This window comes from Cupriavidus sp. P-10 (assembly GCF_003402535.2).
Lineage (GTDB): Bacteria > Pseudomonadota > Gammaproteobacteria > Burkholderiales > Burkholderiaceae > Cupriavidus.
The window spans coordinates 827937-840984 of the sequence record NZ_AP025172.1 but is presented as its reverse complement, the minus strand read 5'-3'; the positions used below and the strand labels follow the sequence as shown (position 1 = coordinate 840984).

Annotated in this window: 12 protein-coding genes and 1 pseudogene; 8 read left to right on the top strand and 5 right to left on the bottom strand. The window is 67.2% G+C overall.

The features are described from left to right. Positions 1-524: 524 nt before the first annotated feature. The 5 genes from CTP10_RS33845 (at position 525) to CTP10_RS33825 (ending at position 3547) form a co-directional block, all read left to right on the top strand. The gene (locus CTP10_RS33845) at positions 525-1007 is read left to right on the top strand and encodes a hypothetical protein (RefSeq protein WP_199414734.1); all 483 of its coding nucleotides are present in this window, start codon (positions 525-527) and stop codon (positions 1005-1007) included. A gap of 71 nt (positions 1008-1078) precedes the next feature. After that, positions 1079-1765, top strand: a complete 687-nt coding sequence (locus CTP10_RS33840) for a dienelactone hydrolase family protein (protein ID WP_116323480.1) — start codon at positions 1079-1081, stop codon at positions 1763-1765. A 106-nt stretch (positions 1766-1871) separates the two neighbouring features. Further along, on the top strand, positions 1872-2204 hold the full coding sequence (locus tag CTP10_RS33835; RefSeq protein WP_116323479.1) for a DUF883 family protein: 333 nt from the start codon (positions 1872-1874) through the stop codon (positions 2202-2204). A 44-nt stretch (positions 2205-2248) separates the two neighbouring features. After that, the gene (locus tag CTP10_RS33830) at positions 2249-2713 is read left to right on the top strand and encodes a ribose-phosphate pyrophosphokinase-like domain-containing protein (protein WP_158577757.1); all 465 of its coding nucleotides are present in this window, start codon (positions 2249-2251) and stop codon (positions 2711-2713) included. Between the two features lie 24 nt (positions 2714-2737). Further along, a complete protein-coding gene (locus CTP10_RS33825) occupies positions 2738-3547 on the top strand; it encodes a TraR/DksA C4-type zinc finger protein (protein ID WP_147316324.1) in 810 nt (269 codons plus the stop codon). A 72-nt stretch (positions 3548-3619) separates the two neighbouring features. Here the strand turns inward: CTP10_RS33825 and CTP10_RS33820 are convergent, their stop codons facing one another. From CTP10_RS33820 to CTP10_RS33800, 5 genes and pseudogenes are all read right to left on the bottom strand, one after another. Beyond that, positions 3620-3862 (bottom strand): hypothetical protein, encoded by a 243-nt coding sequence (locus CTP10_RS33820; RefSeq protein WP_116323476.1) that lies wholly within the window; start codon positions 3860-3862, stop codon positions 3620-3622. A gap of 43 nt (positions 3863-3905) precedes the next feature. Further along, a complete protein-coding gene (locus tag CTP10_RS33815; protein WP_116323475.1) occupies positions 3906-4571 on the bottom strand; it encodes a SagB/ThcOx family dehydrogenase in 666 nt (221 codons plus the stop codon). A 184-nt stretch (positions 4572-4755) separates the two neighbouring features. Then, complete coding sequence (locus tag CTP10_RS33810; protein ID WP_116323474.1) at positions 4756-6285, bottom strand: bifunctional aminoglycoside phosphotransferase/ATP-binding protein; 1530 nt, start codon at positions 6283-6285, stop codon at positions 4756-4758. Between the two features lie 95 nt (positions 6286-6380). Continuing rightward, a pseudogene (locus CTP10_RS33805) lies at positions 6381-6608 on the bottom strand (lecithin retinol acyltransferase family protein); the annotation flags it as partial. 92 nt (positions 6609-6700) lie between these two features. Beyond that, positions 6701-9001: a heavy metal translocating P-type ATPase gene (locus CTP10_RS33800; protein ID WP_116323473.1), complete on the bottom strand. Its 2301-nt coding sequence runs from the start codon at positions 8999-9001 to the stop codon at positions 6701-6703. Between the two features lie 482 nt (positions 9002-9483). Between CTP10_RS33800 and CTP10_RS33795 the strand changes: the two genes are divergently transcribed. From CTP10_RS33795 to CTP10_RS33785, 3 genes are read left to right on the top strand one after another with little or no spacing between them, the layout of a single operon-like run. Next, positions 9484-9924 carry a universal stress protein gene (locus tag CTP10_RS33795; RefSeq protein ID WP_116323472.1) on the top strand — a complete coding sequence of 147 codons (441 nt, stop codon included), beginning with the start codon at positions 9484-9486 and terminating at the stop codon, positions 9922-9924. A gap of 6 nt (positions 9925-9930) precedes the next feature. Continuing rightward, the gene (locus CTP10_RS33790; protein WP_116323471.1) at positions 9931-10683 is read left to right on the top strand and encodes an ABC transporter ATP-binding protein; all 753 of its coding nucleotides are present in this window, start codon (positions 9931-9933) and stop codon (positions 10681-10683) included. Then, complete coding sequence (locus CTP10_RS33785) at positions 10677-13043, top strand: ABC transporter permease (protein WP_116323470.1); 2367 nt, start codon at positions 10677-10679, stop codon at positions 13041-13043. The genes CTP10_RS33790 and CTP10_RS33785 overlap by 7 nt, the downstream gene beginning before the upstream one ends. Positions 13044-13048 lie beyond the last annotated feature (5 nt).

Here is a 13048-nt window from a genome sequence, read left to right as displayed (position 1 = left end):
TCTTCCGCGCGTGCATTCGCGTACGCGCGGCGATGTACTGATCGCTCCCCAATGGTACGGTGTGCCGGTCCGTGCCCCCCAGGTTCTGTCTTCCGGAGACACACTTCAACGCAATTGGCAGTGGTCGACCAGAAACTGTCCGCCGCCACCCCTTTTATCCGGCAGTTTGCCCGGTCGCAAAGTGCTAGGCGCAGCGCTGTGAACAAGACGACTAGCCAGTCATGCACGCCGGCCACCAGGAACCGTCGCGGTACTCAGCCATGCTGAGGAATTGCTCCGGGTGGGCCCGTTGCCGGTATTGTGCAGCGTGCTGCGGCGACCCATGTAGCCGGCATCATCCGCGGATGTCTTGCGATTGTTTGATCCAGCCCAAGTTGATAGCCGCACCAGCGCATAGCTTTAACAGTGTAGGCAAGTCGGGTTTTGCCGGGGCCAGGACGTGGAATGGTGGAAAGGAGTAGGGACGCCGCACACGCTGCAACAGGCCGTCAACCGGCATGCAGGTCAATGGCTACCGAGGCATCATGATGACAGTCCGAACGCAATCAACCAAGGTCCGACCAGTCCGCTGGAATCCGTTCCCCGTCGAGCATATGCCCGACCGCTACAAGCAGCCGGTGGCTGCCCCCGTGGTGGCGAGTTGCCCGGTCTGTCATGCCGTATTCATGCGCGGGCACTGGCAATGGCGCGCCGTACCACCGGGCGCCGCAACTTGGTCTGCTCTGCCTGCCTGCCAGCGCATCGCTGACAAGATTCCGGCCGGTAGGTTGGCGCTGGGCGGCGCCTTCGAGGCCGCGCATCGGGCTGAGCTACTGGCGTTGGTGCGGCACCGTGAAGCCCAACTGCGGGCACAGCATCCGATGGAGCGGGTGATTGCGATCGATCGTGAGCGTCCCGCGGCATGGTTGACGGCGTTGCCGATGTCCCGCGCCAAAGGCAGCCTCGTCGTGGTGACCACGGTGCCCTGCTCCCCCGAATCGATTTCGGCAACGCCGAGACCGAACTGAACGTGCATTGGCAGAGAGCGTGACGGTGGCGAGGCCACCGGCAAGGACGGGAAGAGGGAAGGGGAAGTCTCATGGAGCACATCACCACCGAACAGGTGCGGATCCATATCGGCGATATCGCACTGCTGGGCAACCTTGCCTTGCCGGAAGCGGCATCCGGCCTGGTCCTGTTTGCACATGGCAGCGGCAGTTCGCGCCATAGTGTGCGCAGCCGTGAAGTCGCATCGATGCTGAACCGTATGGGCCTGGGCACGCTGCTGTTTGACCTGCTGACGACCGGGGAGGCCGTCTGGATGTCGAGGCGGTTCGACATCGCACTGCTTGGCGAGCGGCTTAAGGCTGCCACGGTGGCTGTAGCGCTCCTGGCGCGCGAGCGCCACCTGCGGCTCGGGTACTTCGGCGCCAGCATGGGAGCTGCCGCGGCCATCCGTGCCGCCGCTGAGCCGCCGCCGCACATGCGGATCGACGCGGTGGTATCGCGCGGCGGCCGGGTCGACCTGGCCGGCCACGAGGCGCTATGCCAAATGCAGGCGCCGACCCTGATGATCGTGGGCGAAGCGGATCCGGTGGTGCTGAAGCTCAGCGCGCACGCCACCGCGTGGATGCCATGCGAGAAGCGGCTGGAGGTGATTCCCGGCGCTTCTCACCTGTTCGAGGAGCCGGGTGCGCTGGAACAGGTCGGCAAGCTCGCCGGCAAATGGTTCTGCCAGCATTTTTCAGCGGCAGCGCAGACCGCGCCGCGTGGCCAGGTACGCTAACTGCCTGGCTGCCCCGCTGGCAGCGGACTGCGGTAACTTGAAGTTCGACTGGATTTCCATGGTGCCGTGTGATGCACGGCGATGACTCAGTGAAAAGGAGAATGACATGAACGATATTCGCGCCGAGCTCTTGCTGCACAAAGATGCACTAGCCCGTGATGCCAACACGCTGCTGGCGGATGTACAGGCGTTGTTGCGGGATGTCGCCGACGAAGCCGGCCTGGAGGCCACCCAGGCACGCGCGCAGTTGGGCGCACGCCTGCACGCGCTCCAGGAGCGCCTCGCCGAGCAACGCCAGGCGGCGCAGATGCGTGCCTCGCAATGGGTCGACACCACGGATCGTTACGTCCACGCGCATCCCTGGGAGAGCATCGGCTCCGTCGCCGCGGTCGCGGCCGTGGCCGGCGCTCTGGTCGCACTGGCCGTCACCCGCCGCTAACGCGGGCACGGCATGCCTGGATGCGAGCCTGCAAGGACGCCGTCATGGCCCCGATCGTATTCGCCATGCCCGGCAATGAACGGCAGGCCGGGCCATCGCAGCCTGCCTGCCCGGCCGCCCGGCCGGGCGAGGCCGAGGTTCGGTGCTTTCACGACGGCGAGTCCTACGTCAGGCTGCTGCAGCCTGCGGCCGGTTGCGAAGCCGTGGTGGTGTGCACGCTGGACCGTCCGGATGCCAAGCTGGTGCCGCTGCTGTGGCTCGCCGCCGCTGCCAGGGAAGGCGGCGCCGTGCGGGTTGGACTGGTGGCGCCATACCTGGCGTACATGCGCCAGGACAAGGTCTTTCGGACAGGGGAGATCGTGTCGGCACGCCATTTTGCGGCGCTGCTGGGAGCCAGCTTCGACTGGCTGGTCACAGTGGACCCGCACCTTCACCGGATCAGCAGTCTGGGCGAGATCTTCACCAGGCCGGCGATCGCCGTGCATGCCGCCCCGGCGATCGCGTCATGAATCGGCCAGGCGGTGCGCGTGCCATTGCTCGTCGGCCCCTACGAGGAGAGTCAGCAGTGGGTCGATGACATCGCCAGCCACTGTGGCGCGGACAGCATTGTCCTGGCCAAGCAGCGCTTCGGCGACCACGAGGTCAGCATCGACGCGAACGGTCTGCCCACGCCCGCTGGCCATACGCCGGTACTGGTCGACGACATGGTCTCCACCGCGCGCACCATGCTGGCGTCGGCGCGCCTGCTGCTTGAACACGGTTGCCCGGCGCCGATCTGTGTCGCCGTCCACACGCTGTTCGCAGAGGCAGCCTACTCCGACCTGCAAGCGGTCGCGGCCGACATTTTCACTAGCGACACCGTTGCGCACCATCCAACCGCATTCCCTTGGCAGAGCGCCTGGCAGCCGGCAGCCGCTGCAGGTGCCACCAGGCCCAGGAGATCCATCATGAGCAAGCTCAAAGCACAGGAAACCATCTCGCTGGCAGAGCAGCTTGACGCAGAAGAAGCGCACATCCATGCCGCCGTTGGTTCCGCCGACACGCCGATGACACCGTTGGCGCAGCGTGAGGCGCGGGACGAGGCTGACCTTGCCGACGAAGAAATCACGCAGCGGCAGGACGACGCGATGCTGGACCACTACCGCATGCAACTGGCCGACATCGCCGCTGCGCGGGCGCGGATGCAGCACGGTCAGTACGGCACCTGCATCGATTGCCAGCAGCCGATCCCGTTCTCGCGCCTGCAGGCGTACCCGACCGCGAAGCGCTGTACCGCATGCCAGCGTCGCATGAGCAACTTTATGCGTGACAGTTGGAGGATACCGGGCACCGAGGGCAACTGAGCACCTGGCGGGCTGCCGCCGTGGAAACGATGGTCGCCCCCCGGCAGCGGCCGGGAGGCTGGCGATGACCGGTTAGCGCAGGTCGTACTCGCGCATCATCTCGGTGGTGACTGCCTTGACCGTGGCCAGGCATGCCGGCGGGACTGCGGGGAAGGCTTCGATGGCCCAGTTGCAGCCGCCGTTGGCAGCTGCGTCGATACGTTGCGGCAACGGGATGTCGCAGTTGCGGCAGGCGTCGCCGAGGTCGGTATTTTCCTGCAGGCGCCGCAGAATTTCATTGCGGATCTGTTCCGCACTGCCGAGGTTCTTGATCATGTCGGTGTCTCCTGTTCTGGTAGTGGCGATCCGGCCAAGATCTCTAGACCGGCGCGCTGTCGCGCGGGGCCGGGTGCCCGATGGTCTGGGACAGGATCGGTTCCTCGTCCTCGTTCAGCGACATATGCTCGGCTAGCAGGCGCCGGTTGAGCCAGCCACGCACCACTGCTCCCAGGCCGGCCGAGGCGCAGTAGAGATAGACGTTCTGGACCATTGCGCCGGCCGCGGCGGCAGCGAAGGTCTCGCGCAGCTTGGGCGGGACGTCTTGCATCCTGCCATGGTTGGCGACGTAGACCAGGTCCAGCGGCGCCATGCCGACAAAGTCCTGGTAACCGGTCATGCTGCGCACGTCTGCCGCGCGCTTCAGCGCCAGGCAATGGTGTACCGGGTCGTAGCGGTAGAGGCCGGCGGGCAGCGCCGCGTAGACGTCGATCACCGCTTCGCCGTGTGGCGAAGGGGCCGTGCGGCCGCCGCCCTGGGAGCGGTTGACGCCCGCAGCGGCCCACAGCAGCTCGCTCAGCTGCTGCAGCGGCAGCGGCTGCTCGTCGAACTCACGGGTGCTCATGCGCTGCCACAGCGCCCCCATCAGCGGCAGGCCATTGGTGCGGTCCGGCTGTGGCAGGGCGATGACCCGCTCGCTCGTGCCGGAGGCGGGGCGTGGCAGCAGGTCTTTGATGGGGTGGTAGGGGATGCGCTTCAGTTCGTCCATGAGATGCTCGCATTTGTTGCAAAGAGCGGCGCCAGCGCTCCGCGCATGGCACCCGTATGGACGAATGTAGGCGCTGCCCCCGGCCGTGGGTTGCGCTCCGTCAAGCCGGGTCCACGGGGCGTGCCGGGAGTGGGATGCAAGCGATCCCGGGACGGCTTCGGATGATGCGGGCCGGGCCCTGGCGTCAGCCGCGGCCGGGCACAGCGCGGCACACGAAGCTGCCCGGCACGGCTATGCAAGCGCGCTCGGCTTCGGTCAGCGGATCCTGGATGCGCATCTGCCACGCCAGCACGCCGTCATCGGCATCCGACAGGTCTCCGCCCACCCGGGCACGGGCGGCGATGCGGGCGCGCAGCGTTTCAGGGCTGGCTTCGCAGGGGACGATCGTGAAGGGCACGCCAAGGCGGAGGGCTTGGGCCGCAAAGCGCTCGCGCTCGGCGCGGGCAAGGAAGGTGGCGTCGGCAATCATCGGGAAGCCCGCGCGGCAACCGAGCCGGCAGATTGCGAGCAGGCGGCGGTAGGTCCGTGCCGTTTCGCTGGCGGCATACCAGCCACCCGCGGGCATCACGCCGCGGTGCAGGCACTTGCGTACCGCGTCGGAGCGCACGCGTACCATCGCCCCGGCCTCGCTCATCTGTGCAGCTACCGTGGACTTGCCGCTGCCGGACAGCCCATGCATCAGCACCATTGGCCCGCGACGGCGGCTGAGAGACCGCCATGCCAGCGCCAGCAGCCTGCCTGCCTCGGCCTGCGCCGGCGCCATGGACGCGCCCGCGGCGTGCTGCTGGCAGGCGCGCTCCAGCAGCACGCGCGCGCGCACCAGGGCCCGCATGGCGAGATAGAAGGGCAACACAGCCAGCGCGCCGTAGTCTCCCGATTGCTCCAGGTAGCCGTTGAGCAGCCGGTAGGCCAGCGCCGGTCGGCGATAGTGCAGCAGGTCCATGACCGGGAAGGCCAGGTCGCTGATGGTGTCGGTCCAGCGCAGCGCGGCGTCGAACTCCAGGCAGTCGAATGGCGTCGGCACGCCGTCCAGCAGCACGACGTTGCCCAGGTGCAGATCGCCATGGCACTCGCGCACATGGCCGTTGCACAGGCGGGCCCGAAAAGCGCCTGTTAGCCGGGTGGCCTCGCTGCGCGCCCGCAGGGCCACGCGGCTGGTCAGATGGGAGGCCCACGCCAGCCGCCCGATGCCGTCCAGGCACTCCGCAAGCGTCGCGTCGATGCGGCCCGGCGTGCCAAAACCATTGGCTAGGGCCGCGGGCGGCTGCGCCTGGTGAAAGGCCGCAATGCTGCGCGCCAGCGCATCGATATGGCCCGGCTCCAGCCGGTCCGCAGGGATCCTTGCGCTGAGCAGGTCTTGCTGGTCGAAGCGCCGCATCCGGACCGCATGCTCGATCGGCATGCCGCTGCCGCCGATGCGCACCGAGCCGGGCGTGGGGCCCGTCACGATCGGCACCACATCCAGATACAGGGCAGGTGCGAACCGGCGGTTCAGGCGCAGCTCGGTCTCACAGTCGTCGCGGCGGGCTTGCGCGGTGGAGAAGTCGACAAAGTCGAACCGCACCGGCTTGCGCACCTTGTAGGCAAAGTCCCCGGCCAGAAAGACACGGGAGATATGTGTCTCGATGACCTGTACTGCCGGCGCTGGGTTGGGGTAGGCGTCCGGCTGCTGCAAGGCGGCCGTCAACGCCGCGTCGTCCCATTGACTCTCCATGTCCCTTGCCGCCTGCTCCCTTCCGCTGTTGTGAGTGCCACCTCAACTGCAGCCTCGGCACGCAAACTCTGACTGCCAGCTCCCCCCGCTGCGCCCTAGGCCATCACGCGTGCGGCCAGATCCTGGCCCACGATGCCAGCCGCACTACAGAGTACACCCACGATAGCCGGCAGCGCGCGCCACGGGTGGCTCAGCAACGCCTCCACTTGCTCGCTGCGGTTCTCGCCAGACGGGTACCACGTACAGAAGTGCTCGCAGTTGTTGGTAAGAAGGCGGTAATCGTCCTCTCCCAGCCGCGCAGTCGCACGCCGTACGATCTCCGCCCGGGAGTCCATGTCATTACTTTGGTTCAGCCGGAGTATCGCGCGCCGGGTAGGATTCAGCCAGGTAACATATGCGCGGTGCAGTCGCGCGCTCACTCCATCGGCGCGTCCTCGCGCAGCGCATGGAACAGCTCGTCTTCCTGCGCGCAGTGTAGCCGCAACACGGCGTCGAGCCCGTAGAGCAGCCGCTGATACTCCCTGATGCGGCTTGCGTCCGGCCCGTCCGGCGGCGAATCGTCGGCCATGTGCTGCAGCAACCGGATTACGCGGAATAGCTCGCGGTGCATCCCGCTCATCGCCGCCAGCGGATCATCGCCCCCGACCAGCCGCGCGAGCTGTGGATAGAGTTGCGCGTCATCGTGCTGTTCGTGGGGCAAAAGCGTCCCGCTGAGGGATGCGCACAAGCGGCGCAGTTCCGTGCCCGCTGCCTCGCCAGGCATGGCTGGCAACCTGTCCGCGAGGCTGCGAATCTGCTCCATCAGCGGAGCCAGCGCGGAGTGCTCCTGATTCAGGCGCTCAGCGTCGGCCGTGGACAGGCGTTCTGCCGGCACCGACGGGTCGGCGCGCAGGGCGCGCAGCGCATTTGCGATGACCAGCACATCGATGACCTCCTGCAGCAAGGCGCCGGCCAGTGGCGGCAGGTAGCCGAACGCGGCCACCGCCATCGCGACGAACGACAGGCCCATTCCGGCCATGGCGCTTTGCACGGCCAGCCGGCGCGACCGGCGGGCGGTGCGCACCGCGTCAACCAGCCGGTCAAGTCGGTCCACCAGCAGCACGACATCCGCGGCTTCCGACGATGCCGCGGCGCCGCGTGCGCCCATGGCCACGCCGACGTCCGCGGCGGCCAGCGCCGGTGCATCGTTCACGCCGTCGCCTACCATCAGCACGGTGCCGTCGTGCCGCGCTGCCTCGATCTCGGCAAGCTTCTGCGAGGGGGTGAGATTGGCATGGACCTCGGTCACGCCAAGCATCGCGCCGACCGTCTCGGCGACGTCGGGCCGGTCTCCCGTGAGCATGGCCAGCCGCCGTATTCCCGCTTTGCGCAGCAAGCGCAACGCACGCGGGGTGTCCATGCGAATCAGGTCCACGAACTGCAGTGCCCCGACCAGCACGCCGTCGACCGTGACCAGCGAGACCGAGGCGCCCTCGTAGGCCGCGCGTTGCAGCATGGCTTGGCACCAGGGCGGCCCGGCATCGCCGCCGCCGGTAAAAGCGGGCGATCCCACTGCCACCGCATGCTCGCCGACCCGCCCGGCAACGCCAGCACCGGCAGTCTCGGTCACGCCCGATGGCAGGTCCAGAGCCAGGCCTCGCTCGCGCGCCGCGGTCGTGATGGCCTCGGCGACAACATGGCCGGAGGCTTGCGCCAGCGAAGCGGCGGCGCGCAGCACGTCCGGCGCCGGCCATCCGGGCGCGCTCTCGATGGCCGCCAGGCGGGCCCTGCCGCCCGTCAGTGTCCCGGTCTTGTCGAAGAAGAGGATGCTCGCCTGCGACAACCTCTCAAGCGCGCCGCCACCTTTGACCAGCACGCCGCGGCCGGCGCAACGCGAGACCCCCGACACGATCGCCACCGGCACGGCCAGGATCAGCGGACAAGGGGTGGCGACCACCAGCACCGCCAGCGCCCGCGCGAGCTCACCGCTGGCAAGCCAGGCAACCCCGGCGACGAGCAGGGTGACAGGCACCAGCCACAGTGCATAGCGGTCGGCCAGCCGCGCCGCGGGCGGGCGCTCCGCGCGGGCGGTGCGCACCAGCCTGGCGATGCCGGCGAAGGTGCTGTCCGCCGCGGTGGTCGCCGCCACCATCTCGAACGGGGTGCCGGCGTTTAGCACACTGCTGCGCACAGCCTCGCCAGGGAGGCGCTGCCGTGGCAGCGACTCGCCAGTCAGAGCAGATTCGTCAAGCGTCGCCTGGCCCAGCAGTGCGCCGTCCACGGGCACGACTTCGCCATGCCGGACCAACAGGCGATCCCCCGGACTAACCGCATCAAGGGGAACCGCGCGCCATTCGCCGTCCTCCAAGCGGTTGGCCGACTGCGGGGCACGGCTGAGTAGGGCGGACATCTCCCGTTCGGAGCGGGCCTGCGCATAGTTCTCAATGGCCCTGCCGCTCTCGATCATCAGGGCCAGTACGGCAGCCGCGAGGAACTCGCCAAGCGCCAGGGCCAGCCCAATCGCCAGCAGCGCCAGGACATCGACGCCCGCCTTCTTTCGGCGCAGCGACTGCACGATCGCGAAGATCAGCGCGCCGGCGACGACCAGTGCGCCAGCCGCCCAGGCGAGCCTCGCGGCAACCGCTTCGCCGAAGGCAAAGAGCAGCAAGCCGCCCCCCAGCGTGCCGGCCGCGACTGGCAGCAAGCCGAGGTCGAACTTGCGAAATCCGAAATGCATGGCGAACTCGCCTCCCCAGCTGGCTCCGTTTGCTGGCCGATTCCTGCAGATGCCTCCAGATGACCGCAGATCCTGCCGCGCCGGCGGGCGGCGTGGTCCAGGCTGCACGCCCAAACGGGCACTGTGCCTGGTAACAGGGATGTTAGCCCAACAGGCACAAGGGCGATAACAGCCTTGGCCGTCGGCAAGTAGGCGGGCCCAGCCGTGGGTGGGATCGCGGTTGGTCTGCGCGACGGCTACGCCCTAGATGCGATTGACGCGGCGATCGTGGCATAAGCGACGGCCTTCATGGTGCCACGCGACCCTTACCTGATGTACTGAAAAGCTTCGATAGCAGCTGCAAATGCTGATGTGAATCAAGGCCTGCCTGCGCAACACATATACGTTAGAAGCGCGTGCTAAAGCGCGAGCGCGTCATGTAAGAGGCCGAATAGGGATTCATACCATGACGTCTTCGACAGTCATGTAATGCGGAGGATGCGATGCAGAATATTGTCCTGGCGACCGACGGATCGGCCTATAGCGATGCGGCTGCGCAATGCGTGGCGGGCCGGAAACTGTTCAGAGAAGACGTGTGCGTGCATGTCGTGCACTGCATGCCCGACGTGTCCGGCGAGGTCAAGTCTTACATCAACAAGCAGGACATCGAAGCCTGGCATGCCGACGAAAACGCCAGGGTCATGAAATCCGTGATCGATATCCTGCAGGCAGGTGGGGTGCAAACGGTCTGGCACGGCCTCGTCGGGTTTGCCCCCGAGCGCATCGTGGCATATGCCCAGTCGGTCAACGCCGAGGCCATCATCATGGGCACACACGGACGGGGTGCGTTTCTCGACGCCATCATGGGCTCGGTTGCGAGCCGCGTGATTGCACATGCGCCGTGCCCGGTGGTGCTGGTCAAGCCGAAGGCCACGCCAGCGTAGGCGCGGATGAACGCCGTCATCCCGACAGCCTGTGGCAGCGGCCCCGCGAACGGCCGCGAGCCGCTGTTTCGGCTGCGGAACGTCGGCAAGACCTACGACATGGGCGAGATCCAGGTCCGCGCGCTGGCTGGCATCGACCTTGACCTGTTCGGTGGCGAATTCGTGGTGCTGCTGGGTGCCTCGGGGAGCGGGAAGTCGACGCTGCTGAACATCCTCGGCGGCCTGGACCGGCCCAGCACCGGGACGGTGGTGTACCGCGATCACGACCTTACCGAGGCAAGTGATACGGGCCTGACCCGCTACCGGCGTGAGCACGTTGGCTTTGTCTTCCAGTTCTATAACCTGATCCCCAGTCTCACCGCGCTGGAAAACGTCGCCCTGGTCACGGAGATCGCCCTGCACCCGTTGGAGCCGCTGCGTGCGCTCGGCATGGTGGGCCTGGCGCAGCGCAAGGATCACTTTCCGGCGCAACTCTCCGGCGGCGAACAACAACGAGTGGCCATCGCGCGCGCTGTGGCCAAGCGCCCGGACATCCTACTGTGTGATGAGCCAACCGGCGCGCTCGACTACTGCACGGGGAAACTGGTGCTTGAGGTGCTGGAACGGGTGAACCGCGAGTTGGGCGCTATTACTGTGGTCATCACGCACAATGCAGCGATCTCGGCAATGGCCGACCGTGTCGTACATATCAGCAGCGGGAGCATCACCGGCATCGAGCACCATGCCACGCGCGCCAGCCCCTCGGAGCTGTCATGGTAAGCGCCCGCATGAAAATGCTGGGGCGCGACCTGTGGCGGCTGCGCGGGCAGGTGATCGCCGCCGCGCTGGTGGTTGCCTGCGGCATCGCCGTCCTGGTCGGGATGCAAAGCGCCTGGCAGTCACTGGCGATCGCGCAGGAGCGCTACTATGCCAGCCACCGATTTGCTGATGTGTTCGCCAATGTCAAGCGTGCGCCGGGAGGTGTCGCCGACCAGATTCGTGCCCTGCCAGGCGTCAGGGGCGTCGAGACGCGAATCGTGCGGGACGTGACCGGCGATGTGCCAGGCTTCAGCGAGCCTGCCACGCTACGGCTGGTTTCCTTGCCGGCTACCGGCGTGCCGGTGGCAAACGCGCTCTTCCTGTTGTACGGCAACTATCCGAGCCCGGCCCGGGAGGGCGAGGTCGTGGCCAGCGCCGCATTTGCTGCCGCGAACGGTCTGGAGGTGGGCTCCCGGGTCACAGCCGTCCTTAACGGGCGCGAACGGCAGTTGGAAGTGGTCGGCATCGGAATGTCCCCCGAATATGTCTATGAAGTCGGCCCGGGCATGGTGTTCCCGGATAACCGCCGCTTCGGCGTGCTGTGGATGGGCCGGGATGCGATCGCAACGGCGTTCGGCATGGAGGGCGCGTTCAACGATGTGGCGCTGACGCTCGACGCAGGCGCGGATGCGCGCCAGGTCATCGGCCCGCTCGACCGCCTGCTGGCGCACTACGGCAGCCTCGGCGCCTACGGCAGGGAGGACCAGCTGTCCCATCGGTTCCTGACCGACGAGCTAGCCGAGATCGGCATCACCGCCACCTACGTGCCGGCGATGTTTCTCGCGGTGTCCTCATTTCTCCTGTATGCCCTGCTAAGCCGACTCGTAACCGTCCAGCGCGCCGAGATCGGCTTGCTCAAGGCGTTCGGTTATGCAGGTCGCACTGTCGCCGTTCAGTACTTGCGGTTCGGGCTTGTCACCGTCGGGGTCGGCATTGCAGCCGGGATACCAGGAGGCCTCTATTTGGGGCAACTGATGGTGGCCCTGTATCGCCAGTACTTCCACTTTCCGCAACTGCAGGCCGAGCTCAGCCCGCGCGCGCTCGTGCTGGCCGTGCTGGCGAGCACAGCGGCGGCGATGGTTGGGGCCGGCGCCTCGGTGTGGCGCGCGACCAGGTTGCCGCCCGCCGAAGCCATGCGACCGGAGCTGCCCGCGGGTTTCCGCGCGGGCCTGCTGGATCGCATCGGTCTACTGCGCGCGATGCCGATCCCGTTGCGCCTGATCCTCCGCAACCTTGCCCGGCGGCCGGGCAAGGCCGCGCTTTCGATGATGGGGATCGCCCTGGCCGTCGGTTTAATGGTGGTCGGCAGGTTCGGGCTGGACGGGGTGAACCAGATTCTCGCATTGCAGTTCGGCCGGGCCCAGCACGACGACGTGACGCTGATCTTCACCGACGCACAACCCGCCGCCGCCGTCTTCGACGCGGTGCAGCTGCCCGGCATCCTGCGAGCCGAAGGCTTTCGGGTTGCGCCGGTCTGGCTACGCCACGGCCACCGCGCGAAGCGGGTGGAACTCACGGGCCTTGACGCCGATTCGGACCTGCGCGAGGTGGTCGGCCATGCCATGGGGCGCCGGCAGGTCAGCGCGGAGGGACTGGTCATCTCCGCCAGGCTGGCAGCGGCCTTGCACCTGCAAGTCGGCGACCGGGTCGAGGTGGCGTTGCTGGAGGGACGGCGCAACGTTTTCACCCTGCCGGTGACAGCGACCGTTGACGACCTGTTAGGCCTTGGCGCCTATGTGGAGCGGCAGGCATTGTCGCGGCACCTCGGCGAAAGCGCCGCCATCAGTGGCGTTCATCTGCGCATCGATACGCGGATGGCGGAGCCGTTGTATAGGAGGCTGAAGCGCCTGCCGGCGATCAGTTCCGTCATCGTGCGCAGTGCGGTGCTGGAAAGCATCGGCAATACGCTGGATCGTACCTTCGTTATTTCAAGCCTGGTCCTGGCGGGGTTTGCCTCGGTCATCGTCGCCGGCGTGGTCTACAACAATATCCGCATTGCGCTTTCCGAGCGCGGCAACGAGCTGGCGAGCCTGCGAGTGCTGGGCTTCTCGCTGGGCGAAGTCGCAACCATCCTGATTGGCGAACAGGCGCTGCTGACGGCCGCGGCATTGCCGTTCGGCATCGCCGTAGGCTATGGCCTTTGCGCACTGCTGGTGCCGGTGTTCGACCGGGATGCCTTCCGGATTCCGCTTGTGCTGGAGCGGACCACGCTCATCTTCGCCATGGTGCCCGCAGTGTGCGCCGCGCTCGTGGCAGGCCTGCTTGTCTTGCGGCGCCTCCAGCACCTTGACCTGGTCGCGGTGCTGAAGACGCGGGAGTAGCACGC

Excerpts from the sequence above, each read along its gene's own strand:
- CTP10_RS33845 (WP_199414734.1), top strand. The coding sequence starts at position 525 with ATGATGACAGTCCGAACGCAATCAACCAAGGTCCGACCAGTCCGCTGG.
- CTP10_RS33840 (WP_116323480.1), top strand. The coding sequence starts at position 1,079 with ATGGAGCACATCACCACCGAACAGGTGCGGATCCATATCGGCGATATC.
- CTP10_RS33835 (WP_116323479.1), top strand. The coding sequence starts at position 1,872 with ATGAACGATATTCGCGCCGAGCTCTTGCTGCACAAAGATGCACTAGCC.
- CTP10_RS33830 (WP_158577757.1), top strand. The coding sequence starts at position 2,249 with ATGGCCCCGATCGTATTCGCCATGCCCGGCAATGAACGGCAGGCCGGG.
- CTP10_RS33820 (WP_116323476.1), bottom strand. The coding sequence starts at position 3,862 with ATGATCAAGAACCTCGGCAGTGCGGAACAGATCCGCAATGAAATTCTG.
- CTP10_RS33815 (WP_116323475.1), bottom strand. The coding sequence starts at position 4,571 with ATGGACGAACTGAAGCGCATCCCCTACCACCCCATCAAAGACCTGCTG.
- CTP10_RS33810 (WP_116323474.1), bottom strand. The coding sequence starts at position 6,285 with ATGGAGAGTCAATGGGACGACGCGGCGTTGACGGCCGCCTTGCAGCAG.
- CTP10_RS33800 (WP_116323473.1), bottom strand. The coding sequence starts at position 9,001 with ATGCATTTCGGATTTCGCAAGTTCGACCTCGGCTTGCTGCCAGTCGCG.
- CTP10_RS33795 (WP_116323472.1), top strand. The coding sequence starts at position 9,484 with ATGCAGAATATTGTCCTGGCGACCGACGGATCGGCCTATAGCGATGCG.
- CTP10_RS33790 (WP_116323471.1), top strand. The coding sequence starts at position 9,931 with ATGAACGCCGTCATCCCGACAGCCTGTGGCAGCGGCCCCGCGAACGGC.
- CTP10_RS33785 (WP_116323470.1), top strand. The coding sequence starts at position 10,677 with ATGGTAAGCGCCCGCATGAAAATGCTGGGGCGCGACCTGTGGCGGCTG.